The following is a 26,992-nucleotide window of genomic DNA, read 5'->3' as shown; positions in this document are numbered from 1 at the left end:
GTGGACCTGCGGAGCGGAGCCCCGCCTCTGGTCGATCGTCACAGCGGCGCGCGTGTCGGTGCTCACGAGCGTCCCCCTTCGTCTTTGCCGCCGATCAGGCGGAACACGCCGATCACGATGGCGGCGAACAGCAGTGTGATGACGGCGAGAACCACGCCCATGGCCGTGGCCAGGCCGAACTGGCCCTTCTCGAACGCAGTGCGGAACAGGTACTGGCTCATCACCAGGGTGGTGTTCGACGGGCCGCCGGTGGAGTTCAGTCCGATCATGTAGACGAACGCGTCCAGGGCCATGATCCCCAGGTAGATGTACGCGGTCTGCACGTTGTCACGGATCTGCGGCAGCAGGATCGAGGTGACCGTGCGGAACCGGCCGGCGCCGTCGATCCGCGCGGCCTCGAGCGTCTCGGAGGGGATGCCCTTGATCGCGGCGATGAACAGGATCATGTAGAAGCCGACCATGCTCCAGACGATCACGAAGATCGTCGCACCCATGGCGGTGCTCTCCTCGCCGAGCCAGGCGAACTGGTTCGTGTCGATTCCGAACAGGCCCAGCACGCCGTTCAGCAGGCCGGTCGGGGCGTAGATCATGTTCCAGAGGATCGCGATGACGATCGCGGGGATGACGTACGGGAAGAACGACACCACCCGGTAGAAGCTCGAGCCCTTCAGCCCGCGGACCTGACCGTGGCTCGGGCCGCCGACGGTGATCATGCTCGCGAAGATCAGGGCGATCACGATCGTGATCAGGGGACCACGATCGCCAGCAGGATGTTGTTGCGCATGGCCTGCATGAAGATCGGGTCGTTGAACAGCTTGACGAAGTTGTTCAGGCCGACGAACGCCATGTTCGGCGAGAAGCCGGTCCAGTTGGTCATCGAGTAGTACAGCGCCTGGACGAACGGCGAGATCACGAAGATCAGGAAGATCGCCAGGGGGAGTCCGAGAAAGACCAGCAGGAACGACGCGTAGTCGAACGTCAGTTTGCGCGGAAGCCCCGCACGGGGCGCCTTGCGGCGCCCCGTGCGTGCTGCGGTGACCGCGGCTGTCTGCAGCCCCGGTCCACCGCTGGCAGTCGAATAGCTCACTTGATCTCGATCTTCGTCACCGAGTCGTCGTTCGCGACCTTGTCCACCAGAGCCTGCAGCTGCTTGGTGATCTCGGCGACCGTCATGCCGCCGGCCAGGAACGAGTTCCAGATCGGCAGCTGGTCGGAGTTCATGCCGTACAGGTTGGTGGACTTGAACGTGAACACGTTGTCGCCGGCCGCCTCGAGGATCTTCGACTGCGACACCAGTGCGGTCGAGCCGAAACCGTCATCGGGCACGGTGCCCTTGACGATCGTCGGGGCCAGCTTGTTCTTGGCGAACCAGGTGGCGTTCTCCTTCGACAGCATGGTGCGCAGCAGCTCCTTGCCGCCGGCAGGGTTCTTCGCCTTCGTCGGAACGATGAACGGCTCGCCGGCCTCGGCGCGCGCGGTGCCCGCCGGGGTGGTCTGGCTGCCGTCCAGCGGAAGCTCGGCGATGCCCATCATCTTGAAGTCGGGCGCCGTCTGCTTCTTCATCTCGTTCTCGATCCACGAACCCGAGGGGTACAGCAGCGCGGCCTGGTCGAGGCTCCACTGCGACTGGGCCTGCGTGAACTGGGTTCCCGCACCACCCGGCTTCATGTAGCCCGACTTGATCAGGTCGTACAGGATCGTGAGGATGCCCTGCAGCGACGGGTGCGACCAGGCCTTCGGGTCGAGGTTCTCCAGCGGCAGGCGCACATCGTCGCCGGACTGGATGATGGCGGAGTCGATGACCAGGGTCTGGTAGTACGTCGCCGCCTCCTTGCCCCACAGGAACAGGTACTTGTCCTTCGCCTTGGCGGCCGCGCCCAGCGCGGGCAGGTCCTCCCAGGTCTTCGGCACGGTGAAGCCGTTGGCCTGGAACAGGCTGTCGGAGTACCACAGACCGTAGACCGTCATGACGTAGTTCAGCGCGACGAACTTGCCATCGAACGTGCCGGGGTCCTTGACCCCGCCGAACAGCGTGTCGCTGATCTTCGTGCCCTCGAGATTCTCGGAGTCGAGCACCTCGTCGAGCTCCTCGAGCTGGTCGAGGATGGTGTTCCACCCGATCGAGTTCGCGCCGGAGTTGTCGATCAGGTCCGGCGGGTTGCCTCCGACGAAGCGGGGCTGCAGCTCCTGCGCGATCTTGGTGGACGACGAGACCTTGACGGTCACGCCGTCGAGGTTCTTGTTGCCCTCCATGATCTTCGCCGCGTTCTCGACGTAGTCCACGCCGTAGCCGCCGTCGAAGATGACCGCGTCGACCTTGGAGTTGGCCGCGACGCCGAAGGGGTTGTCCGCAGTGACCTCGCCCTTCTCGCCGCCGCCGGTGCTGCCGCCGGGTGCTGCGCACGAGGCGAGCGTCATGCCGAACGGCACCAGTGCCGCCGTGGCGATGGCTCCGCGCAGGAGGTTCCTGCGGCTGATGGAGGTGTTCTCGATTTCCATCTTGTGACTACCTTCCCTGGTGTATGGGATATGTGGTTGTGGTGGCCTTGCGGCCCAGGGTATTCGTATCGGGGCTCTCGTTGGATAACGATCCTGCGGCGTCAGCCGCCGCGTCGGATGCGCCCCGCGTAGAGCTCTTCTAGCACGTGGTTGTGTTCGTCTCCTCCCGGGATGTTCGCAGAGATGTACATGGGTGGCTTCTGGCCGGTCTGGGCGATCTGACGGGCGACCCCGAGGGTCAGCAGCTGTGCGATGAAGGCCGCCGTGATCGACGAGATCGCGCCGGCGCCGATGCCCTCGGTCACCTCGAGCGTGGAGTCGCCGTACGGGGCGAGATTGTCGATCACCACGTCGGCCACCTCGCTGAGGCGCTTCCCGCTCGGATGCTTCGGCTCGACCTTCGCGGTGTGGTCCAGGCTGGTGACGGCGATGACCGGGTGTCCGTGCTCCTTCGCCCAGAGCGCGACGCCGACGATCGAGCCGTTCACTCCGGAGTTCGAGGCGATCACGAAGACGTCGTGCTCGCCGACCGGAGTGAGCGACATGAGCTCGTCCACGAGCCACGGCTCGCGCTCGAGCGCGGCGGTGAGGATGTCCGCTTCCCTGTCGCCGTGCAGCACGAGGTCCCGCAGCGCGATCCTGTTGGTCGGGATCAGTCCGCCCGCGCGCCCCGCGATCTCCATCGCGAAGGCCTCGGAGTGCCCGGTGCCGAAGGCGTGGATCACCCCGCCGTCCTCGAGGGCGCGGGTGAGCAGCGAGACGGCGCCGTCCAGGCCGCCGCTCTCGGCGAGTGCGGTGATGCTCTGCAGGCGCGTGGTGGCCTCGCGCAGCAGGTCGGCGGGAGTGGCTGTCATCGGATCTCCTGGATTCCTCGGGGCAGGTGTGCCGTGGAGCGCCATCGCGGACGCCGCAGCCCGGCGACCGCTCGCGCGGTGTCTTCGAGCCGAGCCCTCGATGCGGCGAAGTCCTGCTGCGCGACCACGAAGTAGAGCAGATCGATGGCGAAGAGCTGCGCATGCGGTGCCGACAGGTCGTCGGGCCGGACGTCGGGTGCCTGGGCGGCGGTCGTGATCACTTCGTCCGCCGCATCGGCCAGCGCGGAATGGGCGTCCTGCGTGATCGCCACGGCGAAGGCTCCCGATGCGGCGGCACGCGAGAGCATCTGGACGGTGTCGATAGTGCTGCCGGTCGTGGAGATGCCGATGGCGGCGCTGGTGCTGTCGAGCAGCGCGGCAGAGGTGAGGCCGTCGTGCGCGGAAGTCCAGAGGTGGGCGTTCACGCCGATCCGGTAGAGGCGATCGCGGAGGAAGGCGGCCATCGTCCCGCTGGAGCCGACGGCGTAGATGTCCAGATGATCGCAGCTGGAGATCGCCTTCGCCGCGCGTTCCACGGCCGACAGGTCGATCCGGTCGGCGGTCGCCTGGATGGCGCGACCGTGCGTCTCGAGGAGGGTCTGCATGAGCACGTCGGGCGGATCGTTCTCTCCCAGGACCCGACGCGCGCGGCGGGGGGTCTCTTCGGTCGCGCTCGCCCGACCGATCTCGGAGGCGACGCGGACGCGGAGCTCGGTGTAGCCGTCGAATCCGATCAGGCGGCAGAACCTGGTGACCGTCGCCGCGGACGTGTGCGCGCGCGCCGCGAGTTCACTGATCGTCCACTCGAGCGGCGCGGAAGGATGCTGGTCCACGACGTCCGCGACCCTGGCCATGGCGGCCGGCATGCGCCAGCGTCCGGCGTCGATCCGGCGCGCGATGCTGACATCCTTGCCGGTCGGGGTGGTCCGTGGCACCATTGCCTCCAGTGAAAACCGCATACGTTTGGTAAGCGTCTTTCCGAAATCTATTCTCATTCCGTTCAAAGGTCAACGATGATCACGTCACAATCCGATCGCGACCGGCTGATCGTCGGCATCGACGCCGGAGGCACGTCCTCCAGGGCCACGCTCCTCACCAGGGAGGGCGAGTGCCTCGGATACGGGAAGTCGGGCAGCGGCAATCCGACGTCCGCCGGGGAGCAGCTCGCCGGGGACAACGTCGTGGACGCGGTGTCGCAGGCGCTCCGTGCCGCCGGGCGCGATGCCGGTGACGTCGGACTGATCGTCGCGGCGGCGGCCGGTCATGGCGCGAGCGGTGAGGAGCACTGGCTGCTGCAGGCGCTGCAGCGCGCGGGATTCGTCAGCGAGCTGGTCTTCGAGTCCGATCTGCTCGCGCTGTACTTCTCCGGCACCGCCGAACCCGACGGATACGCGATCGTCTCCGGAACGGGGGCGTCGGTGATCCGGGCACAGGCCGGACGGCTCGTGGGCACCGTCGACGGCCTGGGCTGGCTGCTCGGCGATCGCGGCAGCGGATTCTGGCTCGGGCATCGCGCAGCGCTGGCAGCGGTGGAGGATCTCGACGGACGCGGTGAGCCGACCGCGCTCACGTCGGCGGTGCTCGAGGCTCTCGACATCGAACCGGCGCCGTCGCTCGGATACGGGCGTCCGGTGCTGCTGGAGGCGCTCATCCGCCAGATCTACCGCGGCCGGCCGGTGGAGCTCGCACGGCTCGCCCCACTGGTGTTCACCGCATCGGACGATCCGATCGCACGGGGCATCCTGATCGAGGCGGGTGAGCTCCTCGCACACTCGTTCGCCGCGGCGTATCAGGGCACGGGGCCGCTGGTCGTGGGCGGCAGCGTGCTGGCCCAGCCCGGTCCGCTCGCCGAGGTGTTCGCGGATCGGGTGGCCGCCCTGGACGCCGGCGTGCGCGTGATCCCCTCGGCCGACGGTGTGCTGGGGTCGGCCGTGCTCGCCCTGCGGCACGCAGGCGTCGAGGTCGATGCCCCGGGGCACGCGCGGCTGGCGGCATCGGTCGCCGCGGCACGTGCCCGATGACGCGCGGGTGCAGCACGTAGACTGAGAGGTCTATGAACCCGGAAACGCTCGCCCAGGAGATCCTCGCCGTCATCACACCGATCGCGGCGGCGCTGCGACCCGGGGAGGACGCCGGCATCACGGCATCCGACATCGTGCTGGAGCGTCCGCGCAACCGCGATCACGGCGACTGGGCATCGAACATCGCGATGCGCCTGGCGAAGAGGCTCGGCACGAATCCGCGCGACCTCGCGCAGCTGGTCGCCGACGGACTCGTGCAATCGGACGGCATCGCGGAGGCCTCGGTCGCGGGCCCGGGCTTCGTGAACATCCGGCTGGATGCGGCCGCCGCCGGTGCCCTCGCGAAGACGATCGTCGATGCCGGCGACGCCTACGGCACCAACGACTCGCAGGCCGGCGTCTCGGTGAACGTCGAGTTCGTCTCGGCGAACCCGACCGGTCCGCTGCACATCGCGCACACCCGCTGGGCGGCGCTGGGCGATTCCATCGTGCGCCTGCTGCTCGCGAGCGGGGCGAACGCCGTGCGCGAGTACTACATCAACGACGCCGGGGTGCAGATGGACCGCTTCGGGGCGTCGATCGTCGCTGCGGCGAAGGGCGAGCCCACGCCCGAGGGCGGGTATCCGGGGGAGTACATCGCGACACTCGCCGGCCGCGTCCTCGACGCCCGTCCGGACCTGCTCGGACTGCCCGACGACGAGCAGCTGGTCGTGGCCCGCGATCTCGCCTACGAGTACCAGCTGGCCGAGATCAAGAACTCGCTGGACCGGTTCAACGTGCCCTTCGACGTGTGGTTCTCGGAGCGCACGCTGCACGCCCCCGACGAGAACGGCACGAGCCTCATCGACCAGGCCGTCGACCGGCTGCGCGAGCAGGGGCACCTCTTCGATGAGGACGGCGCGGTGTGGGTGCGCACCACGGATTTCACGGACGACAAGGACCGCGTCATCCGCCGCTCGAACGGCGAGTACACCTACTTCGCCGCCGATGCCGCCTACTACCTGAACAAGGGCGATCGCGGCTTCCAGAACAAGATCTACCTGCTCGGCGCCGACCACCACGGCTATGTGAACCGGCTCAAGGCCGTCGCGGGCGCGGCGGGTGAGGACCCGGAGAAGAACATCCAGGTGCTCATCGGCCAGATGGTCTCGATCGGCGGCGCGCGACTCAGTAAACGCGCCGGCAACATCATCGAGATGGACGACCTGCTGGGCTGGCTGGGCACCGATGCGCTGCGCTACTCGCTGGAGCGGTCGCCCGCCGACTCGCCGCTCGACCTCGACCCCGAGCTGCTGCAGAAGCGCACCAACGACAACCCGGTGTTCTACGTGCAGTACGCGCACGCCCGCACCCACAACGTCGCCCGCAACGCGGCCGACTCCGGCGTGGACCGCGGCGAATTCGCCCCGAGACGCTGACCCACGAGACCGAGTCCGCTCTGCTGGGGGCGCTGCAGGAGTTCCCGCGCCTGGTCGCCTTCTCAGCCGAGGTGCGCGAGCCGCACCGCATCGCGCGCTACCTCGAGGAGCTCGCCGGCCTCTACCACCGCTGGTACGACAACTGCCGCGTCATCCCGCAGGGCGACGACCCGATCGAATCCGTGCACCGCACCCGGCTGTGGCTGAACGACGCCACCGGCGTCGTGCTGCGCAACGGGCTCGGACTGCTCGGCGTCGGCGCGCCCGAGCGCATGTGACGGGCCGGAGAGGATGACCGGGTGAGCGACACGTCCGCGTACCACACCCTGCCGCTGCCGGACGACCTCGTGCCCGCCGCGCAGCCGAAGCGCAGATCGCGCTGGCCGTGGGTGCTGCTGATCGTCGTCGTCGTGCTCGCGGCACTGGCCGTGGCCGCCGAGCTCGTCGCCCGGGCCGTCGTCCCCGGTGTCGTGCGCAGCCTCGTCATCGAGAACCTGGACCTGCCGGCCGACCAGCAGCTGGATGTGCAGACCTCGGGGCTGCTGGTGCCGCAGCTGATCTCCGGCCGGCTCGGCAGGCTCGACATCTCCAGCGACAGCGTCGAGGTCGGCGGCATCACCGGGGCCGTCGACGTGACGGCCAGAGGCATCCCGCTCGGTGCCGGTGAGATCGGCTCGGCCGCGGGCACCGTCACCATCGCCGAGGACCAGTTCGCCGCACTGGTGGAGAAGTCCGACCTGCCGATCGACGAGGTCACCCTCGATGCGCCGGATGTCACGGTCGCGGGCAGCGTACCGGTGCTCGGGATGTCCATTCCGATGTCGCTCACGGTCACACCGGGCGCGGATGCCGGCGAGCTGCTGCTCACTCCCGTGTCGGCGACGCTCGGCGGCATCGATCTCGATCTCGCGCAACTGGCCGACAGGCTCGGCGGGATAGGGTCGGGCCTGTCCGAGACCCACCGGATCTGCATCGCCGACCAGCTGCCGGCCGGCCTCGTGCTGACGGATCTGACGATCGCCGGCGACACCGCCGTGGCCGACGTCGAGGTGGACGGGCGTATCGGCATCGACCCGGCGCTGCAGGAGAACGGCACCTGTCCCTGAGGTCTCAGGCCTCTTCGTTCTCCTGCTTCGCTGCGCGCTGCGCGCTGCGAAGCGCCGATGTCGCGATCGCGACATCCTGTTCGGCGCGGCGCAGTCGATGCTGGGCGAGCGTCTGCGCGCCGTGCACGTGCAGAACGCGATCCGTGGGCTCCTCCGTGGCCACGACGATGTAGGCCGACGCGAGCAGGATCACCTGCGTGGAGAGGTTGAGCCAGATCAGCAGTGCGAGCAGTGAGGCGAAGGACGCCAGCAGCGGATTCGCCTTCGCTCCGCCGACGAACAGGCCCGACAGTTCCTGCAGCACGAGGAGTCCGACCGCGCCGCCGAGGGCACCGGCCCACGTGCTGCGCCACGGGGCGCGCACTCCGGACAGGGCCCGGAACGCGGCGACGATCAGCACGGCGTTCAGCGCGAGCACGACGAGGAGCGACAGGACCCGCACACTCCAGAACACACCTGCGGAGTCCCCGGAGATGCCGAGCGCGGCAGCAGCGCCCCGCACTGCGAGGCTGCTGGCGAAGGTCAGCGCTGCAGCGCCGACGAAGGTGACGCCGACGATCACCGCGAGAAGCAGGTTGCGGGCCGTCGCGCGCAGCCAGGGCACATCCTCGGAGGACGTCCCGGCGATCGTCCGCACGGCGACGCGCAGCGAGCCGATCCCGCCGAGGGCCGAGCCGATCAGGCCCACCGCCGAGAGCGCTCCGGCGACGGAGAGCCCGGCGGGAGCCCGGATGGCGGAAGGATCCACGATCCCGCTCCCGCCCTCGCCGGCGATGAGTCCGGGCAGTGCCGCATCCACGGCCGATACCACGGCGTTCCAGGCGTCATCGTTGCCGGCGAGCCAGAGGGCGGCGACCGAGAAGCCCAGCAGCACGGCGGCGAACACGCTGAACAGGGCCCGGTAGGTCACCGCGTCCGCCAGCATCGGGCCCCGGCGTCCGAAGTGCAGCAGTGCCGCACGCACCACGCGCAGGCGCAGCGCCGCGCGGATCAGCTTCGTGCGCGCCGTGGCCAGAGCGCCAGGACTGTCGGACTGCGAATCGGTGACCATGTTGCGGCCACCCTAACGCGGAGCGACGCCGATGCGCCGGGGGTTGACACGGGCGTCGTCACAGACACGGGGCCCGCTTCATGAGAACCGGGGACGTCGAAGCATCCCATTAGAATCGGGGGAACCTCGCGGCGTGCACCGCTCCCGCCCGAGGATCCCTCCCACGATTGGTGACCTGCCCCGTGCATTCCGCCCCCACCGCGCTCGCCCCCGAATGGCTGGCCGTGCCCGACGATCCCGATGATCTCGCGGAGGGGGTGTGGCCGGCATCCGCGCACCGCGACGCGGAAGGAGCGCTCGTGCTCGGCGGGGCACCCGTCGCGGATCTGGTCCGCTCGTACGGCACGCCCCTTCTCGTCATCGACGAGGGCGAGGTGCGCCGACGGGCAGCGGCCCTGCGGGACGCGTTCGAGGCGGCCGCGTCCGCGCACGGCACCACCGCACGGGTCTACTACGCCGGCAAGGCGTTCCTCTCCACGGTCGTCGCGCGCTGGATGGTCGAAGAGGGTCTGAACGTCGACGTCTGCACCGGCGGAGAGCTGCAGGTCGCGCTCGCCGCGTCCGTCGAGCCGTCCCGCATCGGCTTCCACGGCAACAACAAGTCCGTCACCGAACTGGAGAGTGCCGTCGAGGTCGGCGTCGGGACGATCATCATCGACAGTGCGATCGAGATCGAGCGCCTGGCGGCGATCACGGCTCGCGCCGGCGCGAGGGTGCGTGTGATGCTGCGGGTGAACAGCGGCGTCCACGCCGAGACGCACGACTTCCTCGCCACCGCCCACGAGGATCAGAAGTTCGGTCTTCCGCTGGCGGATGCCGAGGCCGTGGTCGCCCGCATCCGGGAGATCCCCGGGCTGGAGTTCGTCGGGCTGCACTGCCACATCGGCTCGCAGATCTTCGGCGTCGCCGGCTTCAGGGAATCGGCCTCCCGCGTGCTGGACCTGCACGCCGTCCTGCTCGAGGACGGCCCGGTCCCGGAGCTGAACCTGGGCGGCGGCTTCGGCATCGCGTACACGCGCGTCGACGATCCCGCACCGGTCGGCGAGCTCGCCGAGGGGATCGTCACCGCCGTCGCGGAGGGCTGCGCGGCGCGCGGCATCGACGTTCCGGCGCTGTCGTTCGAGCCGGGCAGAGCGATCATCGGCAACGCCGGCGTCACGCTCTACGAGATCGGCACGATCAAGGACGTGGTCCTCGAGAACGGCGCCCGCAGGTACCTCAGCGTCGACGGCGGGATGAGCGACAACGCGCGCACCGCGCTGTACGGAGCGCAGTACTCGGCCCGGTTGGCGTCCCGCGCCGGCGACGGGGAGCCCGTCCTCTCACGTGTGGTCGGCAAGCACTGCGAATCCGGCGACATCGTCGTCGACCACGAGTACCTGCCCGCCGACGCCGCACCGGGCGATCTGCTCGCGGTGCCGGCGACCGGAGCCTACTGCGCCCCGCTGTCGAGCAACTACAACCACGTCCCGCGTCCGCCGATCGTCTCGGTGCTCGACGGTGCGGCACGGCTGATCGTGCGCGGCGAGACGGTCGCCGACCTGCTGTCCCGCGATGCCGGCATACCGGAGTCCGATTCCGGGGCCGATCCCACGCAGACGTCCGAAGGAGAGAGATGACCGAGTACCGACGACTTCGAGTGGCGCTGCTGGGCGCCGGAGCCGTGGGATCCCAGGTGGCCGGACTGCTGCTGCAGCACGGCGACGAGCTCGCCGACCGCGCCGGTGCCGAACTCGAGCTGGCCGGCATCGCCGTGCGCGACATCGACGCGCCTCGCGACGTCGACCTGCCGCGCGAGCTGTTCACGACCGATGCCGAGACGCTGATCACCGGCGCCGACATCGTCGTCGAGCTGATCGGGGGCATCGAACCGGCGCGTGCGCACACGCTGCTCGCCCTGGGCGCCGGCGCCGACGTGGTGACGGCGAACAAGGCTCTGCTGGCCACGCACGGGCCGGAGGTCTTCGAGGCCGCCGATCGGGTCGGCGCCTCGGTGTACTACGAGGCGGCGGCCGCCGGCGCCATCCCGATCATCCGTCCGCTGCGCGATTCGCTCGCCGGCGACCGGGTGGTGCGCATCATGGGCATCGTCAACGGCACCACGAACTACATCCTCGATCGGATGGACTCCGAGGGCGCGGACTTCGCCGACGTCCTCGCCGACGCCCAGCGCCTGGGGTACGCCGAGGCCGACCCGACGGCCGACGTCGAGGGCTACGACGCCGCGCAGAAGGCGGCGATCCTGGCATCCCTCGCCTTCCACACCGCCGTGCCGCTCGAGGCGGTGCACCGCGAGGGCATCACGAGCATCACCGCGGACATGATCGAGGAGGCCAGGGCCGCCGGCTTCGTGATCAAGCTGCTCGCCGTCTGCGAGCGCCTGATCGACGAGGGCGCCGAGTCGATCTCGGTGCGGGTCTATCCCGCCCTGGTGCCGCGCTCGCACCCGCTCGCCTCGGTTCACGGCGCCAACAACGCCGTGTTCGTCGAGGCCGAGGCGGCCGGCCCGCTGATGTTCTACGGCGCCGGCGCCGGCGGCGTGCAGACCGCGTCGGCCGTGCTCGGCGACGTCGTCTCCGCCGCCCGCCGCCACATCGCCGGCGGCACCGGCGTGGGGGAGTCCACCAGGGCGAACCTGCCGGTCGTGCCGATCGGCCACGTCACCACGCGCTACCAGATCACGCTCGAGGTCTCGGATGCACCGGGCGTGCTCGCCACGGTCGCAGGGCTGCTCAGCGAGGGCGGCGTCTCGGTGGCCACGGTGCTGCAGACCGTGGCCGAGCCGAACGGCGAGGAGGGCGGTACGGCCCGCCTCATCATCGGCACGCACCGCGCCGCGGATCAGGCGCTCAGCGCCACCGTGGACAGCCTGGCGGCCAGTGAAGTCGTCGAGCGGGTCGTGTCGGTCCTGCGCGTCGAGGGGGAGTGACCGTGGGTGTCACCGTCGTCGCCGGCGCCGAGCCGACCGACCTGCCGGGCGAGGAATCCGTGGCGGGAGCTCTGCGCACCGTGGACGTCGTCGTTCCCGCGACCAGCGCGAACCTCGGCCCGGGGTTCGACACCCTCGGCCTCGCTCTGAGCATCTACGATCACCTGGTCGTGTCGTCGTTCGCCGATGACCGTCTCGAGATCGAGGTGTCCGGCTCCGGCGCGGACGAGATCCCGACGGATGCCACGAACCTCGTCGTGCGCTCCATCGCGCACGTCTTCGCCGATGCCGGGCGACCGCTGCCCGGCCTGCGCATCGTCGCCGACAACGGCGTTCCGCACGGCCGGGGACTCGGATCCTCCGGGGCGGCGGTGACAGCCGGCATCCTAGCGGCCAGGGGACTGCTGGCCGGCGACGTCGATCTCGACGACGATGCGCTGCTGCGGCTCGCGACCGAGCTCGAGGGGCATCCCGACAACGTGGCCCCTGCCCTGTTCGGCGGTCTCACGATCGCCTGGATCGGCGAGCGCGGGCCCGCGCACAAGAAGCTGCTCGTGCACCGTGGTGTCGCACCGCTGGTGTTCGTGCCCGGATTCACGATGTCGACCTCGCTGGCCCGCTCGCTGCAGCCCCCGCAGGTGCCGCGGGAGGACGCCGTGTTCAACGTCTCGCGCTCCGCTCTTCTGGTGGCGGCGCTGACGCAGAGTCCGGAGCTGCTCCTGGATGCCACTGCGGATCGCCTGCACCAGGACTACCGCGGTCCGGCCATGCCCGAGACGCTGCGGCTGGTGCAGTCGCTGCGTCAGGCGGGCTTCGCGGCGGTCGTTTCGGGCGCCGGGCCCAGCGTGCTCGTGCTCGCAGACGGACCTGGCCACCGCCAGGCGGCCGTCGAACTGGCGGACTCCGTCACGGACACCCCGTGGACCGCCCACATGCTCGCAGTCGACGTGCGGGGTGGTACAGTAAGGAATCGAGCGGAGGGCTCCACGTAACTTCGTGAATCTGGCCCCATCGCACATCTGCGAGATCCGCACGTTTTCCCCGGTCTGAGAAGGAATCCGTTCCTTCGCGGTTCCGGCTGGCTGGCGCTCGTCGCCTGTGCGTGCAACGCGCCCAGCATCGCTGTGCGCCCAGGATTGCTCATTTCCCACGACATATGAGGGAGTACTCGTGGAGAACTTCTCCGAGACCCAGAACGACCAGACGGCGCCGGTGAACGGCGCCCCCGCATCCGCTCCGGCCGCGGAAGCGCCCGCTGCCGACGCGCCGGCCACCGAGGCGCCGCGCAAGCGCGCGCCGCGCCGTGCCACCACGGCCACCGCCGCGGCCAAGGCCGCTGAGAAGGCCGAGACCGAGGCCTCCGCCGCCCCGGCCGCCGACGCCGCTGCGGCTGCTCCGGCGGATGCGCCGAAGGCCAAGCGTGCGCCGCGAAGCCGCGCGAAGAAGGCGGATGCTGCTCCCGAGGGCGAGACCCTCGACATCGCCTCCGCCGACACCGCTGCAGAGCCGGCCGCTGCAGAGCCGGCCGCTGCAGAGGCGCCCGCCAAGCGCACCCCGTCGAAGCGCGGTGCGGCGAAGGCCGAGGCATCAGCGGGCGAGCAGGCCCAGAAGGCCGAGCAGGCCGAGAAGGCCGAGAAGAACGCCGACGCGAAGGACGCAGCCGAGGGTGAGACGGCCAAGCCGGCCCGCCGCCGCGGCAAGAAGTCCGAGCAGCAGGCCCCCGAGACCGAGGCCGCATCCGACTCGTCGGAGTCCGGTGCGCAGCAGGCGGAGAAGTCCGCGGATCAGGCCGCAGAGGGCAAGGAATCCGGCGACGGCGAGGAGGGTTCCGGCCGTGGCCGCACCCGCAGCCGCAGCCGCAGCCGTGGTCGCGGCCAGAACGGTCAGGGCGGCCAGAACGGTCAGGGCGGTCAGCAGGAGCAGCAGTCCTCGTCTGATGACGAGCAGGGCGGCGGCCGTTCCCGTCAGCGCAACAAGCGTCGCGGTGGCGCAAACCAGACCGCCGACGAGTTCGAGACCGAGATCGGTGAGGACGACGTCCTCATCCCGGTCGCCGGCATCCTCGACGTGCTCGACAACTACGCGTTCGTGCGCACCAGCGGGTACCTGCCCGGTCCGACGGACGTGTACGTCTCGCTCGGCCAGGTGAAGAAGTACAACCTGCGCAAGGGCGACGCGGTGGTCGGCGCCATCAAGCAGCCCCGCGAGGGCGAGCAGCAGGGCCGCCAGAAGTACAACGCCCTGGTGAAGGTCGACTCGATCAACGGACTGTCCACCGACGACGCCGGCACCCGCGTGGAGTTCGGCAAGCTCACCCCGCTGTACCCGCAGGAGCGCCTGCGCCTGGAGACCGCGCCCGAGAAGCTGACCCAGCGGATCATCGACCTCGTCGCTCCGATCGGCAAGGGCCAGCGCGGCCTCATCGTCGCGCCTCCGAAGGCGGGCAAGACGATCGTGCTGCAGCAGATCGCCAACGCGATCGCGCACAACAACCCCGAGGTGCACCTCATGGTCGTCCTCGTGGACGAGCGCCCCGAAGAGGTCACCGACATGCAGCGCTCGGTCAAGGGCGAGGTCATCGCCTCGACCTTCGACCGTCCCGCCGAGGACCACACCACGGTTGCCGAACTGGCGATCGAGCGCGCCAAGCGCCTGGTCGAGCTGGGCCGCGACGTCGTCGTGCTGCTCGACTCGATCACCCGTCTCGGCCGCGCGTACAACGTCTCCACTCCGACCTCGGGTCGCGTGCTCACCGGCGGTGTCGACGCTTCCGCGCTGTACCCGCCCAAGCGCTTCTTCGGCGCTGCGCGCAACATCGAGAACGGCGGCTCGCTGACCATCCTCGCCACCGCGCTGGTCGAGACCGGCTCCAAGATGGACGAGGTCATCTTCGAGGAGTTCAAGGGCACCGGCAACAGCGAACTGCGTCTGTCGCGCGCGCTGGCCGACAAGCGGATCTTCCCGGCGGTCGACGTGAACGCGTCGAGCACCCGCCGCGAGGAGATGCTGCTCTCGCCCGACGAGGTCAAGATCACCTGGAAGCTGCGTCGCGCCCTCGCGGGTCTCGACCCGCAGCAGGCCCTCGAGGTGGTGCTCGGCAAGCTCAAGGAGACCGGCTCGAACGTGGAGTTCCTCGTTCAGATGCAGAACGTCCAGATGCAGAAGCCTGCGACCGGGTCGTCGCACGGACACGAGAACAGCATCCGCTGACCGCGTCTGAGCAGGGCAGCGGCATGTTCGAGTCCGTCCAGGGCCTGATCGACGAGCACCGCCGGGTGCAGGAGGAGCTCTCCGACCCGGCGGTGCACGCCGACGCCGCGCGCGCGAAGCGTGTGAACAGGCGCTACGCCGAGCTGTCGCGCATCGTCGCGGCGTACGACGCCTGGTCGCGCGGCATCCGACGATCTGGATGCGGCGCGCGAGCTGGCCCGCGAGGACAGCGCGTTCGCCGACGAGGTGCCCGCGCTCGAAGAAGGACTGTCGGCCGCGCAGGAGAGGCTGCGCCGTCTGCTCATCCCGCGCGACCCGGACGATGCCCGCGACGTGATCATGGAGATCAAGGCGGGGGAGGGCGGTGCAGAGTCTGCGCTGTTCGCCGCCGACCTGCTGCGGATGTATCTGCAGTACGCCGCTTCGATGGGGTGGAGGACCGAGCTGCTGGAGCGGAACGAGTCCGACCTGGGCGGCTACAAGGACGTGCAGGTCGCGATCAAGGGATCTTCCACCGACCCCGCCCAGGGGGTCTGGGCGCACCTGAAGTACGAGGGCGGCGTGCACCGCGTGCAGCGTGTTCCGGCGACCGAGTCCCAGGGGCGCATCCACACCTCCACCACCGGTGTGCTGGTGTTCCCCGAGGTCGACGAGCCCGAGGAGATCCAGATCGATCAGAACGATCTGAAGATCGACGTGTTCCGCTCGTCGGGCCCCGGCGGCCAGTCCGTGAACACCACCGACTCGGCGGTGCGCATCACCCACGTGCCCACCGGCATCGTGGTGTCGATGCAGAACGAGAAGTCGCAGCTGCAGAACCGCGAGGCCGGCATGCGCGTGCTGCGCGCGCGGCTGCTGGCCAGGCAGCAGGAGGAGCTCGCCGCCGCGGCATCGGATGCCCGGAAGAGTCAGATCCGCGGGATGGACCGCTCCGAGCGCATCCGCACCTACAACTTCCCCGAGAACCGGATCGCCGACCACCGCACCGGATACAAGGCGTACAACCTCGACCAGGTGATGGACGGCGCACTCGCTCCGGTCATCGCCTCGTGCATCGAGGCCGACGAGGCCGAGCGGCTGTCCGCCGTCGGCAGCTGAGGGCGAGTCCTTCCCCTCGGTCGGAGGCGGGGGCTAGGCTCGATCCGCCCACGACTTCAGGAGATTCCATGCCGCAGTTCGCCGTCCTCATCCATGTCTCCGATTCCGCCCACGCTCCCGATGCGACGCCGGAGGAGCTGAAGGAGTGCGATGACGACTATGAGGCGCTCGCCGCCAGTGGCAGGATGAGCCTCGCCTACGCGCTCACGCCGAAAGAGTTCGCGAAGACCGTCAGGAGGTCCGGTGACGTCGAGGGCGTGCATCGGCCGGACGGCGACGTCGTCGCGGGCTTCTACGTCATCGAGGCAGCCGACATCGACGAGGCGGCACGACTGGCGCGCCACAACCCCGCCGTGCTCGCCGGAGGCGCGGTCGAGATCCGTCCGGTGCACAGCGGAGGCCTGGTCGAGGCTCCCTGAGCGCTCACCATCCGCCCCGCGTGGGCGTGTGCCCGTCCCTGGCATCCTCCGGCATCGCCATCTCGGCGCGCATGCCGAGCAGCCGCACCGGTCGATCGTGGTCGATCCTCACGATCATCTCGCGAGCCTTTGCGACCACGACGTCGCGATCAGTGGTCGCGGCCACCCGCTTGGTGAACGTCTTCGTCGTGAACGGCGCGTAACGCACCTTCAAGCCGAGCTCGATGACGGGTCGCCCGTCCTCGCCGACGTCCGCGAGCACCTGGTCGAGCAGCGCCAGGGCCGCATCCTCTATCTCGGCCCGGTCTGAGAGGTCGGTCTGGTAGGTCGTCTCCCTGCTGTGCCCTCGGGGCACCCAGGGCGTGTCGTCGACGACGTCTGACGACCCTCCGCGACCGAGCTCCTGGTACCAGAGGCCCATCCTCGGTCCGAACTCCGCCGTGAGAGCGCCGTCAGGGGCCGCGGCGAGTTCGGCGACGGTGCGGATGCCGAGACTGAGCAGGCGCCGGGAGATCTTCGAGCCGACGCCCCAGAGCTCGATCACGGGGCGCTCGCCCATCACTTCGTCCCAGTTCTGCGCGGTGAGCCGGAAGACCCCGCGCGGCTTGCCGAAGCCGGTGGCGATCTTCGCCCGCACCAGTGTGTCGCCGATGCCGACGCTGCAGTGCAGCGCAGTCCTGGCGAGTACCGCCTGTTGGATGCCGCGCGCATACGCCTCCGGGTCCTCGGTGTCGACTCCGACGAACGCCTCGTCCCAGCCGAGCACCTGCACGACGGCGCCCGGCTGCGCGCGCAGCTCGGACATCACCTCCTCCGAGGCGGCGAGGTACGCCGGCGCGTCGACGGGGAGGATGACGGCATCCGGTGCCTTGCGCGCCGCGATGCGCAGTGGCATCCCCGATCCGACGCCGAAGGCCCGAGCCTCGTACGACGCCGTGGACACCACCGCACGCTCGGTGGGGTCGCCGCGGCCGCCGACGATGACGGGGAGCCCCGCGAGTTCGGGGCGCCGCAGCACCTCGACCGCCGCGATGAACTGGTCGAGGTCGACGTGCAGCACCCAGTGCATGCCCCCGAGCGTACGCGGGGCCGGGGGAGCGCGGGGCTCAGATCAGGTACTCGGGTGCGGAGAGGAGATGTGCGAGGTTCTCGCCGGGCACCCGGGTGCGGACCTTGGCCGGGACCCCGGTGAGCACGACATCCGCCGGGGCGTCCTTCGTCACCACGGCATTCGCTCCGATGGCCGTGCCGGCTCCGATCACGACGGGGCCGAGGATCTTCGCCCCGGCGCCGACGACGACGCCGTCCTCGAGAGTGGGATGCCGCTTGCCGGCATCCCTGGTCCGGCCGCCGAGCGTCACGCCGTGATAGAGCATGACGTCGTCGCCGATCTCGGCGGTCTCGCCGATCACCACACCCATGCCGTGGTCGATGAAGAACCGCCTGCCGATGACCGCCGCGGGATGGATCTCGATCCCGGTGAGCCAGCGCGTCAGCTGCGAGCCCAGTCGAGCGGGGAAGCGCAGGCCGCGCCGCCACAGTGCGTGGTTCACGCGATGCGCCCAGATCGCGTGCAGCCCGGGGTACAGCAGAGCGATCTCCACCGCGCCGCGCGCAGCGGGATCGCGAAGCCGGGCGGACGCGACATCCTCGCGCATCCGCCCGACCCACCCTTCGACAGGCTCAGGGACCCAGCCGAAGAAACCCATCAGTCCTCGCGCAGGTCCTCGAACAGCGCGGTGGAGATGTAGCGCTCGCCGGTGTCCGGTGCGATCACGACGATCGTCTTGCCGGCGTTCTCGGGGCGGGCGGCCACCTTCAGCGCCTGGGCGACGGCGGCGCCGCTGGAGATGCCCACCAGCAGGCCCTCCTTCGCGGCGAGGGCGCGCGAGGTCTCGAGGGACTCGTCGAACTCCGCAGTGATGATCTCGTCGATGACGTCGCGGTCCAGCACGGCCGGCACGAAGTTCGGGCCGATGCCCTGGATCTTGGCGGGTCCGACGCGCCCCTCGGAGAGCAGCGGGGAGTCCTTGGGCTCGACGGCGATCACCTGCACGTCGGGCTTGGCGGCCTTCAGAGCCTGGCCCGCCCCGGTGACGGTCCCGCCGGTGCCGACTCCGGCGATGAAGATGTCGACGTTCCCGTCGGTGTCGCGCAGGATCTCCTGCGCGGTGGTGTCACGGTGGATCTGCGGGTTCGCGGCGTTCTCGAACTGGCGGGCCCAGACGGCGCCCGGGGTGGTCTCGATGATCTCCTCGAGAGCCTCGATCGCTCCGCTCATGCCCTTGGTCGGGTCGCTCAGTACGAGCTCGGCGCCGAACGCCTTCAGCAGCACGCGGCGCTCCTTCGACATCGATGCGGGCATGGTGAGGATGACGCGGTAGCCGCGCGCCGCGCCCACCATGGCCAGGGCGATGCCGGTGTTTCCGCTGGTGGCCTCGACGATCGTGCCGCCGGGCTTGAGCTCGCCGGAGGCCTCGGCTGCGTCGACGATCGCGATGCCGATGCGATCCTTCACGCTCGAGGCCGGGTTGAACGACTCGAGCTTGACCAGGACGGTGGCGCCGAGGCCCTCCGTGAGCCGGTTCAGCCGCACGAGCGGGGTGTTCCCGAAGGTGGAGGTGATGTCGGAGTGGATGCCGGACATGGCGACCTTTCGATTGCAGGGTTCGATGGGTGTCGAGTGCCGCAAGCCTAACGGGGACGTCTTTCCGGATGACCGTTTGTGTCAGGGGTCGTGCCCTACTCTGAAACACATGCCCGACACCCTCTCCGCGCGGCTGCGCGCTGTCACCCGGCTGCTCGCGGACGCGGGCGTTCCCGACCCTCAGGTCGATGCCGAACTGCTCGCCGGACACGTTCTCGGGCTCTCCCGCGGCGGAGTGCAGGCGGCATCGCTGCGTGGTGACACGATCACGGATCAGGATGTGCGGGAACTGGCCGCGCTGGCCGAGCGGCGATCCTCGAGGGAGCCGCTGCAGCATCTCACCGGTACCGCGCCCTTCCGCCGGCTGCAGCTCGCGGTCGGGCCCGGCGTGTTCGTGCCGCGCCCCGAGACCGAGGTGGTCGTGCAGTTCGCCATCGACGCCCTGCTGGAAGCTGCTGATCCGGAGCCGATCGGCGTCGATCTCGGCACCGGCAGCGGAGCGATCGCGCTCGCGATGGCCACCGAGGTGCCGCACGCCAGGGTGTTCGCGGTCGAGCTCTCCGACGCCGCCTATCCCTGGGCTGCGCGGAACACGGCGGATGCCACGAACCTGACACTCGTGCAGGGCGATCTCGCGAGCGCCTTCGACGAGCTCCGCGGCACAGCCGCGGTCGTGATCTCGAACCCGCCCTACGTTCCGGACGAGGCGATTCCGCGCGATCCCGAGGTGCGGCTGTTCGACCCGGCGCAGGCGCTGTACGGCGGACCGGACGGACTCGACGTGGTGCGGGTGATCAGCCGCCGTGCGCGGGAACTGCTCCGTCCTGGGGGCACGCTCGTGCTCGAGCACGGAGAGCTCCAGGGTGAGGCGATCCGAGGCATCCTCACCTCCGACGGCTGGCGCAGTGCCGCGACGCATCAGGATCTGACGCGCCGCGACCGGGCGACGACGGCGCTGCGGGCGTGATCGGCTCACATCCGGGGGATGAGGGAGCCGGCCGCGCCCGCGTAGACTGAGGCCGCCATGTCTTCCGTCTTCGATTGCAGCGATGAGGCCGACCTCCTCGCCGGTATGCGCCATGCCCGTCAGGCCATCGCCAGGGGCGAGCTCGTCGTCCTCCCCACCGACACCGTCTACGGCGTCGCGGCGGACGCGTTCTCGCCAGCCGCGGTGCGCCGTCTTCTCGAGGCGAAGGGTCGCGGGCGCGACATGCCTCCGCCCGTGCTCGTCGCCGGCCAGGCTGCCCTGGCAGCGCTCGTCGAGAGCATCCCGGAGCCCGTGCAGCGGCTGGTCGACGAGTTCTGGCCGGGCGGGCTGACGATCATCCTGCCCTCCCAGCCCTCCCTGGCGTGGGATCTCGGAGACACCCTCGGCACGGTCGCGGTGCGGATGCCGGACCATCGGATCGCCCTGGAGCTGCTGGAGGAGACCGGCCCGCTGGCGGTGTCCAGCGCGAACCTCACGGGCAAGGACGTCGCGATCTCCGCCGCCGATGCCGAGCAGATGCTCGGCGACAGCGTTTCGGTGTACCTGGACGGCGGGCTCAGCGAGAACGGCATCGCGTCCACGATCATCGACTGCACCTCTCTCGCCGACCCGACCGCGGAGACGCCGCTCGTGCGGATCCTGCGCCAGGGCGCGATCAGCAGGAAGAGCCTGGAGGTCGTGCTCGGCGACCTGCTCGAGCCGGAGGCGCTGCCCGACGAGGTCTCCGCCGAGGAAGGCGGAGCGCCCCGGGAGGGCGTCGAGGACGGGACCGGGGCTCCGGACGGCGCCGCGTGAAGCAGTACCTCTTCACGGTCATCCTGACAGCCGCGGTCACCTTCGCGCTGTCCTGGGCGGTCTGGAAGCTGAGCCTGAAGTACAAGCTCTATCCGGGCATCCGTGAGAGGGATGTGCACACCAAGCCCACGCCGCGCCTCGGCGGCGTGGCGATCTTCCTCGGCATCGTGGCGGCCATCGCCGCCTCCGCGGCCAATCCGTTCTTCGACATCATGTGGGTGCCGCCGCGCACGATGTGGTCGATCCTCGGCGCCATGCTGCTGATCGCCCTGGTCGGCGTGCTCGACGACCTCTGGGATCTGGACTGGTTCATCAAGCTCGGTGTGCAGTTCCTCGCGGCGGGCATCATCACCGTCGGCGCCGGGCTGCAGATCCTGTCGCTGCCGTTCGGAGAGATGATCCTCGTCTCCAGCTGGGTCAGCATCGGCGTGACGATGCTCGCGATCGTCGTGGTGATGAACGCGGTGAACTTCATCGACGGCCTGGACGGCCTGGTCGCGGGGGTCTGCCTGATCGCCAACGGCGTGTTCTTCATCTACGCGTACACGCTCACCCGTGACTCCGGAGCCTCCAGCTACTTCAACCTCGCGACCTTCCTCGCCGCCGCGCTGATCGGAGCCTGCCTGGGCTTCCTGCCGCTGAACTGGAGCCCCGCGAAGCTGTTCATGGGCGACTCGGGAGCGCTGGTGATCGGACTGCTGATGGCGACGTCGGCTGTCGCTCTCACCGGGCAGATGCCGTCGAACGCCTTCGACCCCGAGCAGTTCGGCCGCTCGCAGCTGCTGGGTGCGTTCATCCCGATCCTGCTGCCGGTGGTGATCGTGATGCTGCCGCTGCTCGACTTCGGTCTCGCGGTGTTCCGCCGGATGCGGGCCGGCAAGTCGCCCTTCTCACCCGACCGCCTGCACCTGCATCATCGAATGCTCGATCTCGGCCACCGCGACCGCGACGCCGTGCTGATCTTCTACGCCTGGACCGCGGTGATCTCGATCGCCGTGCTGCTGATGTACATCGCCACGCGCGAGGACTGGCCAGGCGGATACCTGGTCGGCGTCGTCTTCGGCGTGATCGGCATCATCGCCTGCCTCGTGGTCACGTTCAACCCGTCCCGCCAGAAGCACCGAACACCGGAGAAGTCATGAACACCCCCGTATCGAGCACTCCCATCCTGCGCCGCACCCTCCTCTGGTCCGCGGCCGGCGCGCTGGTGGTGGGAATCGTCGCCGGAGCGATCGGATTCGTCGTCGGCGGCTGGAACGGGATGTGGAGCGGACTGCTCGGAGTGTTCCTCGCCTTCGTCTTCCTGGCCATCACGGGGGCGAGCATCCTGATCGCCAACCGCTGGTTCGGAGATCCGCTCTACGTTCAGATCTTCTTCGCCATCGTGCTGGGCGGATGGCTGATCAAGCTGGGCATCTTCATCGTCGTGATGATCGTGCTCAGCGGCCAGGCCTGGATCCAGCCGATGGTCTTCTTCCTCTCGATCGTCGCCGGCGTGCTGCTGTCGCTCGTCGTGGACGTGATCGTGCTGACGAAGATGCGTCTTCCTCATGTCAGCGACGTGGAACTGCCCTCGGAGGCTCCGGAGGACCACGCTCCGTCGAAGACCGAGGAGAAGGGCGAATGACGCTCAGCTCGGAGCCGGACGTGCGGCAGGCTGAGAGCGATCTGATAGTGTAGATGCGTGCCTGCCCCTCGTCACGCGAGCGTGTGCCGGGCATCAATGTCCATCGTCGTACCGGTTCTCGATCGGTGCCCCGAAGCTGGAGCTTGCGCTGATTAATCTCGCTGCGACCCTGATACCCAGACTTGCTGCCGACGGCGAGTTCCACGGCCCTTCGATGGAGGACTTCTTCCCGCCGATCCTGTTCGATCTGTTCGGCGTCATCCCGGTGCACCGGATCCATGTGATCCAGTCGCTGTCAGTGATCGCACTGGTCCTGATCCTCTGGCTGGGAACGCGGCACATGCGTGTCGTGCCGGGCCGCTTCCAGAGCCTGGTGGAGATGGGGCTCGGCTTCGTGCGCAACAACATCGCGCACGACCTGCTCGGACGGAAGGATGGCGAACGCTTCCTCCCGATCCTCGTGACCATGTTCTTCATGATCCTGTTCATGAACATCACCGGCATCATCCCGTTCCTGAACATGCCCGGTACCGCGATCATCGCGGTTCCGCTGACTCTCGCGGTGATCAGCTACGTCACGTTCATCTATGCCGGTATGAAGAAGAGCCCGCTGGGATTCTGGAAGAACTCGCTCTTCCCGTCCGGCGTGCCGTGGCCCGTCTACATCATCGTCACGCCGCTGGAGTTCATCTCCACCTTCATCATCCGACCGGTGACGCTCACCCTCCGACTGATGATGAACCTGGTCGTCGGTCACATGATCCTCGTCCTGTGCTTCTCCGCCACAGCGTTCTTCATGTTCACCGTCGGCGGCGGATGGGCACTGCTCGGCATCGGCACCCTCGCCTTCGGCGGCGCCTTCACGATCTTCGAGATCCTGGTCGTCGTTCTGCAGTCCTACGTCTTCACCGTCCTGACGGCGATCTACATCCAGCTCGCGGTCGCTGACGAGCACTGATCCAACCAGACACTGAGCGGGCCGGCTAACGCCGCCCACCCAACCGAAAGGAAAAACCCGTGGACACAACTACGGTTCTCGCTGAAATCAACGGACACCTCGCAGCGGTCGGCTACGGCCTCGCTGCGATCGGCCCGGCCATCGGTGTGGGCATCGTCGTCGGCAAGACGATCGAGGGCGTCGCCCGTCAGCCCGAGCTGGCCGGCCGCCTGCAGGTCCTCATGTGGATCGGTATCGCCTTCACCGAGGCGCTGGCATTCGTCGGCATCGCCGTCGGATTCATCCCCTTCCCGTAACCCACAGCGACTTCTGAAGGAGACAGGATGCTGAACGCTCTTGTCACGAGCCTGGCAGCGGAGGAATCACCGAACCCGCTGATTCCTGCCTGGTACGACATCGTGTGGTCTGCCGTGTGGTTCCTCATCATCCTCATCGTGGTCTGGAAGGTGGCGCTCCCTCGGCTGACGAAGATGCTCGACGAGCGCTCCGCAGCGATCGAGGGCAACATCGCCAAGGCCGACGAGGCGCAGAAGCAGGCCGAGGCCGCGCTGGAGGAGTACACCCGCCAGCTCGCCGAGGCGCGCACCGAGGCCGGCACGATCCGCGAGGCCGCCCGTGAGGACGGCAAGAAGATCGTCGCCGAGGCGAAGGACACCGCGACCGCCGAGGCCACTCGCATCACCGCAGCGGCGCACTCGCAGATCGAGGCCGAGCGCCAGTCCGCGTTCGTCTCCCTGCGCAGCGAGGTCGGCACTCTCGCGATCGATCTCGCCGGTGGCGTGGTCGGCGAGTCGCTGTCCGACGACAAGCGCGCAGCCGCGGTGGTCGACCGCTTCCTCGCCGACCTCGAGGCCTCTGAGACGGCGGCCAGGTAATGGGCAGCGCGACCACTCAGGCGCTCGAGGCCACGGCGAACGCTCTGGCCTCGACGAAGGGGATCACGGTAGACGTCGCCGGCGAGCTGTTCGCCGTCGCGCGCCTGGTCGATGAGTCCGTTCAGCTGAGCGGCGCGCTCGCCGACCCGTCGGTGCCCGCAGAGGCCCGTGCGAAGGTCGCGTCGGACGTCTTCGCGCAGGCCTCCGAGCCCACGCGCGAGGTGCTTCGCGTGGCGGCGTCGCAGCGCTGGTCCTCGGCGTCCGATCTGGTTGACGGCATCGAGGCGCTGGCGGTCCGCGCCGCCGCGATCGCCGAGCCGGCTGCCGACATCTCCGGTGAGCTGTTCGCGGTGACTCGCGTCATCGCCGACAACCCGGAGCTCGAGCTCGCCCTGGGCAGCCGCCTGGGCGACAGCGCGGCGAAGGCCGGCCTGATCGAGCGCGTGCTCGGCGGCGGCACCAGCCGCGCGACCGAGCTGATCGTCTCGTCGCTGGTGCGCCAGCCCCGCGAGCGCCGGGTGCGTCAGCTGCTGAACCGCGCCATGAGCATCGTGTCCTCTCAGCGCGGCGCGGTGGTGGCGACGGTGCAGACGGCGTCGCCGCTCTCGGCCGAGCAGCACACGCGCCTCAGCGAGGCGCTGACCCGGCGGTACGGCTCCACCGTGTCGCTGAACGTTGTCGTCGACCCCACTGTGGTCGGAGGCCTGCGCGTGCAGGTCGCAGACGACGTGATCGATGGCAGCATCTCCGCGCGGCTCGCCGATCTTCGACAGAAGCTCGCGGGCTGACTCAAGACTTCGCGCGGGCTGACCGCGCCACCAGATACAAAGGGAAGACAATGGCAGAACTATCGATCAGCCCCGACGTCATCCGTGACGCGCTGAAGGACTTCGCCGCCGCCTACGAGCCCACGTCGGCCGCAGCGACCGAGGTCGGCACCGTCATCGACGCCGCCGACGGCATCGCGCACGTCGAGGGACTGCCCGGTGTGATGGCGAACGAGCTCGTGACCTTCGCGGACGGCACCAAGGGCCTCGCACTGAACCTGGACGAGCACGAGATCGGTGTGGTCGTCCTCGGCGACTTCACCGGCATCGAGGCCGGCCAGGAGGTCACCCGCACCGGTGAGGTCCTCTCGGTCCCCGTCGGCGACGGCTACCTCGGCCGCGTGGTCGACCCGCTCGGCAACCCGATCGACGGCCTCGGCGACATCGCGACCGAGGGCATCCGCGAGCTCGAGCTGCAGGCGCCCGGCGTGATGCAGCGCAAGAGCGTGCACGAGCCGCTGCAGACCGGCATCAAGGCCATCGACGCGATGATCCCGGTCGGCCGCGGTCAGCGCCAGCTGATCATCGGCGACCGCCAGACCGGCAAGACCGCTCTGGCGATCGACACGATCATCAACCAGAAGGCCAACTGGGACTCCGGCGACGTCAGCAAGCAGGTGCGCTGCATCTACGTCGCGATCGGCCAGAAGGGCTCGACCATCGCTTCCGTGAAGGGCGCGCTGGAAGAGGCCGGCGCCCTGGAGTACACCACGATCGTCGCTGCACCGGCATCCGACCCCGCGGGCTTCAAGTACCTCGCCCCCTACACCGGCTCGGCCATCGGCCAGCACTGGATGTACGGCGGCAAGCACGTCCTGATCATCTTCGACGACCTGTCGAAGCAGGCCGAGGCCTACCGCGCCGTGTCGCTGCTGCTGCGCCGTCCGCCGGGCCGCGAGGCCTACCCGGGCGACGTCTTCTACCTGCACTCGCGTCTGCTCGAGCGCTGCGCGAAGCTGTCCGACGAGCTCGGTGCCGGTTCGATGACGGGTCTGCCCATCATCGAGACCAAGGCGAACGACGTCTCGGCGTACATCCCGACCAACGTGATCTCGATCACCGACGGCCAGATCTTCCTGCAGTCCGACCTGTTCAACGCCAACCAGCGTCCTGCTGTCGACGTCGGCATCTCGGTCTCGCGAGTCGGCGGTGACGCTCAGGTCAAGTCGATCAAGAAGGTCTCCGGAACGCTGAAGCTCGAGCTCGCGCAGTACCGCTCGCTCGAGGCCTTCGCGATGTTCGCCTCCGACCTCGACGCGGCCTCGCGTCGTCAGCTGGCCCGCGGCGCGCGCCTGACCGAGCTGCTCAAGCAGCCGCAGTACTCGCCGTACCCGGTGGAGGAGCAGGTCGTCTCGATCTGGGCCGGCACCAACGGCAAGCTCGACACCATCGAGGTCTCCGACGTGCTGCGCTTCGAGCGCGAGCTGCTCGACTACCTGCGTCGCAACACGAAGGTCCTCGACACGCTGCGCGAGACCAACGTCCTCGACGACGACACCGTCGCCGAGCTCGAGAAGCAGACCGACGCCTTCATCCTGGAGTTCGCCGGCGGCAAGGGCCAGTCCCTGGGCGCCCCGGGCAACGAGCAGGTCTCGGCCGAGGACGCCGGTGACGTCGACCAGGAGAAGATCGTCAAGGGTCGTCGCGCGTAACGCGCGGAGATAGGCATT

General features: G+C 69.1%; 25 protein-coding genes and 2 pseudogenes. 18 read left to right on the top strand and 9 right to left on the bottom strand.

Annotated features, from left to right (window positions below; translation table 11 throughout):
* Window positions 1-62: 62 nt before the first annotated feature.
* From L2X99_RS07725 to L2X99_RS07710, 5 genes are all read right to left on the bottom strand, one after another.
* On the bottom strand, window positions 63-737 hold the full coding sequence (locus L2X99_RS07725; RefSeq protein WP_329608146.1) for a carbohydrate ABC transporter permease: 675 nt from the start codon (window positions 735-737) through the stop codon (window positions 63-65).
* Window positions 738-745: 8 nt separating this feature from the next.
* Window positions 746-1,087: a hypothetical protein gene (locus L2X99_RS18235; protein WP_329608145.1), complete on the bottom strand. Its 342-nt coding sequence runs from the start codon at window positions 1,085-1,087 to the stop codon at window positions 746-748.
* Window positions 1,084-2,499, bottom strand: coding sequence for an N-acetylglucosamine/diacetylchitobiose ABC transporter substrate-binding protein (gene ngcE / locus L2X99_RS07720; RefSeq protein ID WP_236124268.1), 1,416 nt, complete (start codon window positions 2,497-2,499; stop codon window positions 1,084-1,086). The genes L2X99_RS18235 and ngcE overlap by 4 nt, the downstream gene beginning before the upstream one ends.
* 101 nt (window positions 2,500-2,600) lie before the next feature.
* Window positions 2,601-3,353, bottom strand: a complete 753-nt coding sequence (locus L2X99_RS07715) for a sugar isomerase domain-containing protein (RefSeq protein WP_236124270.1) — start codon at window positions 3,351-3,353, stop codon at window positions 2,601-2,603.
* Window positions 3,350-4,348 (bottom strand): MurR/RpiR family transcriptional regulator, encoded by a 999-nt coding sequence (locus L2X99_RS07710; protein ID WP_236135817.1) that lies wholly within the window; start codon window positions 4,346-4,348, stop codon window positions 3,350-3,352. The genes L2X99_RS07715 and L2X99_RS07710 overlap by 4 nt, the downstream gene beginning before the upstream one ends.
* An 18-nt stretch (window positions 4,349-4,366) precedes the next feature.
* On the opposite strand from L2X99_RS07710, the gene L2X99_RS07705 reads away from it, so the two are divergent.
* The 3 genes and pseudogenes from L2X99_RS07705 to L2X99_RS07695 all read left to right on the top strand — a co-directional run bounded on the left by L2X99_RS07705 (window position 4,367) and on the right by L2X99_RS07695 (window position 7,898).
* The gene (locus tag L2X99_RS07705) at window positions 4,367-5,374 is read left to right on the top strand and encodes an N-acetylglucosamine kinase (RefSeq protein WP_236135816.1); all 1,008 of its coding nucleotides are present in this window, start codon (window positions 4,367-4,369) and stop codon (window positions 5,372-5,374) included.
* Window positions 5,375-5,406: 32 nt separating this feature from the next.
* Window positions 5,407-7,070, top strand: a pseudogene (argS, locus tag L2X99_RS07700) (arginine--tRNA ligase).
* A 21-nt stretch (window positions 7,071-7,091) separates the two neighbouring features.
* Window positions 7,092-7,898 (top strand): DUF2993 domain-containing protein, encoded by an 807-nt coding sequence (locus tag L2X99_RS07695; RefSeq protein ID WP_236124275.1) that lies wholly within the window; start codon window positions 7,092-7,094, stop codon window positions 7,896-7,898.
* A gap of 4 nt (window positions 7,899-7,902) precedes the next feature.
* On the opposite strand, the gene L2X99_RS07690 is transcribed toward L2X99_RS07695, so the two are convergent.
* Complete coding sequence (locus tag L2X99_RS07690; protein WP_236124276.1) at window positions 7,903-8,949, bottom strand: YihY/virulence factor BrkB family protein; 1,047 nt, start codon at window positions 8,947-8,949, stop codon at window positions 7,903-7,905.
* A 182-nt stretch (window positions 8,950-9,131) separates the two neighbouring features.
* Between L2X99_RS07690 and lysA the strand changes: the two genes are divergently transcribed.
* From lysA to L2X99_RS07660, 6 genes and pseudogenes are all read left to right on the top strand, one after another.
* Window positions 9,132-10,568 (top strand): diaminopimelate decarboxylase, encoded by a 1,437-nt coding sequence (gene lysA, locus L2X99_RS07685; protein WP_236124278.1) that lies wholly within the window; start codon window positions 9,132-9,134, stop codon window positions 10,566-10,568.
* Window positions 10,565-11,878, top strand: coding sequence for a homoserine dehydrogenase (locus tag L2X99_RS07680; RefSeq protein ID WP_236124280.1), 1,314 nt, complete (start codon window positions 10,565-10,567; stop codon window positions 11,876-11,878). Before lysA ends, L2X99_RS07680 begins: the two co-directional genes overlap by 4 nt.
* 59 nt (window positions 11,879-11,937) lie before the next feature.
* Window positions 11,938-12,870, top strand: coding sequence for a homoserine kinase (gene thrB, locus L2X99_RS07675; protein WP_442923521.1), 933 nt, complete (start codon window positions 11,938-11,940; stop codon window positions 12,868-12,870).
* Between the two features lie 178 nt (window positions 12,871-13,048).
* Window positions 13,049-15,088 (top strand): transcription termination factor Rho, encoded by a 2,040-nt coding sequence (gene rho / locus L2X99_RS07670; RefSeq protein WP_236135815.1) that lies wholly within the window; start codon window positions 13,049-13,051, stop codon window positions 15,086-15,088.
* A gap of 23 nt (window positions 15,089-15,111) precedes the next feature.
* Window positions 15,112-16,186: pseudogene (gene prfA / locus L2X99_RS07665) on the top strand (peptide chain release factor 1).
* Between the two features lie 68 nt (window positions 16,187-16,254).
* Window positions 16,255-16,605, top strand: coding sequence for a YciI family protein (locus tag L2X99_RS07660; protein WP_236124282.1), 351 nt, complete (start codon window positions 16,255-16,257; stop codon window positions 16,603-16,605).
* A 4-nt stretch (window positions 16,606-16,609) separates the two neighbouring features.
* Here L2X99_RS07660 and L2X99_RS07655 read toward each other — a convergent pair whose 3' ends face one another.
* The 3 genes from L2X99_RS07655 to cysK are packed head-to-tail and all read right to left on the bottom strand — an operon-like array spanning window position 16,610 to window position 19,252.
* Window positions 16,610-17,674 (bottom strand): DNA polymerase IV, encoded by a 1,065-nt coding sequence (locus L2X99_RS07655; RefSeq protein WP_236135814.1) that lies wholly within the window; start codon window positions 17,672-17,674, stop codon window positions 16,610-16,612.
* Window positions 17,675-17,711: 37 nt separating this feature from the next.
* Window positions 17,712-18,263 carry a serine O-acetyltransferase EpsC gene (gene epsC, locus L2X99_RS07650; RefSeq protein WP_236124284.1) on the bottom strand — a complete coding sequence of 184 codons (552 nt, stop codon included), beginning with the start codon at window positions 18,261-18,263 and terminating at the stop codon, window positions 17,712-17,714.
* A 50-nt stretch (window positions 18,264-18,313) separates the two neighbouring features.
* Entirely contained in the window at window positions 18,314-19,252 is a 939-nt protein-coding gene (cysK, locus tag L2X99_RS07645) for a cysteine synthase A (protein WP_236124286.1), read from the bottom strand.
* A 109-nt stretch (window positions 19,253-19,361) separates the two neighbouring features.
* Between cysK and prmC the strand changes: the two genes are divergently transcribed.
* The 9 genes from prmC (at window position 19,362) to atpA (ending at window position 26,974) form a co-directional block, all read left to right on the top strand.
* Window positions 19,362-20,219, top strand: a complete 858-nt coding sequence (gene prmC / locus L2X99_RS07640) for a peptide chain release factor N(5)-glutamine methyltransferase (protein WP_236124287.1) — start codon at window positions 19,362-19,364, stop codon at window positions 20,217-20,219.
* Between the two features lie 57 nt (window positions 20,220-20,276).
* Window positions 20,277-21,035 carry an L-threonylcarbamoyladenylate synthase gene (locus L2X99_RS07635; protein WP_236124289.1) on the top strand — a complete coding sequence of 253 codons (759 nt, stop codon included), beginning with the start codon at window positions 20,277-20,279 and terminating at the stop codon, window positions 21,033-21,035.
* Window positions 21,032-22,177, top strand: coding sequence for an MraY family glycosyltransferase (locus L2X99_RS07630; protein ID WP_236135813.1), 1,146 nt, complete (start codon window positions 21,032-21,034; stop codon window positions 22,175-22,177). Before L2X99_RS07635 ends, L2X99_RS07630 begins: the two co-directional genes overlap by 4 nt.
* Window positions 22,174-22,662, top strand: coding sequence for a hypothetical protein (locus L2X99_RS07625; RefSeq protein WP_236124291.1), 489 nt, complete (start codon window positions 22,174-22,176; stop codon window positions 22,660-22,662). The genes L2X99_RS07630 and L2X99_RS07625 overlap by 4 nt, the downstream gene beginning before the upstream one ends.
* Window positions 22,663-22,876: 214 nt before the next feature.
* Complete coding sequence (gene atpB / locus L2X99_RS07620; RefSeq protein WP_236124293.1) at window positions 22,877-23,620, top strand: F0F1 ATP synthase subunit A; 744 nt, start codon at window positions 22,877-22,879, stop codon at window positions 23,618-23,620.
* 59 nt (window positions 23,621-23,679) lie between these two features.
* Complete coding sequence (atpE, locus tag L2X99_RS07615; protein ID WP_236124295.1) at window positions 23,680-23,916, top strand: ATP synthase F0 subunit C; 237 nt, start codon at window positions 23,680-23,682, stop codon at window positions 23,914-23,916.
* Window positions 23,917-23,943: 27 nt separating this feature from the next.
* Window positions 23,944-24,495, top strand: a complete 552-nt coding sequence (locus L2X99_RS07610) for a F0F1 ATP synthase subunit B (protein ID WP_236124297.1) — start codon at window positions 23,944-23,946, stop codon at window positions 24,493-24,495.
* On the top strand, window positions 24,495-25,283 hold the full coding sequence (locus L2X99_RS07605) for a F0F1 ATP synthase subunit delta (RefSeq protein ID WP_236124299.1): 789 nt from the start codon (window positions 24,495-24,497) through the stop codon (window positions 25,281-25,283). The genes L2X99_RS07610 and L2X99_RS07605 overlap by 1 nt, the downstream gene beginning before the upstream one ends.
* Before the next feature lie 50 nt (window positions 25,284-25,333).
* A complete protein-coding gene (gene atpA, locus L2X99_RS07600; protein ID WP_236124301.1) occupies window positions 25,334-26,974 on the top strand; it encodes a F0F1 ATP synthase subunit alpha in 1,641 nt (546 codons plus the stop codon).
* Window positions 26,975-26,992: the final 18 nt, after the last annotated feature.

The organism is Microbacterium sp. KUDC0406, assembly GCF_021582875.1.
GTDB lineage: Bacteria > Actinomycetota > Actinomycetes > Actinomycetales > Microbacteriaceae > Microbacterium.
The sequence above is the reverse complement of the archived record's forward strand: the minus strand, read 5'-3'. Positions and strand labels throughout refer to the sequence as shown.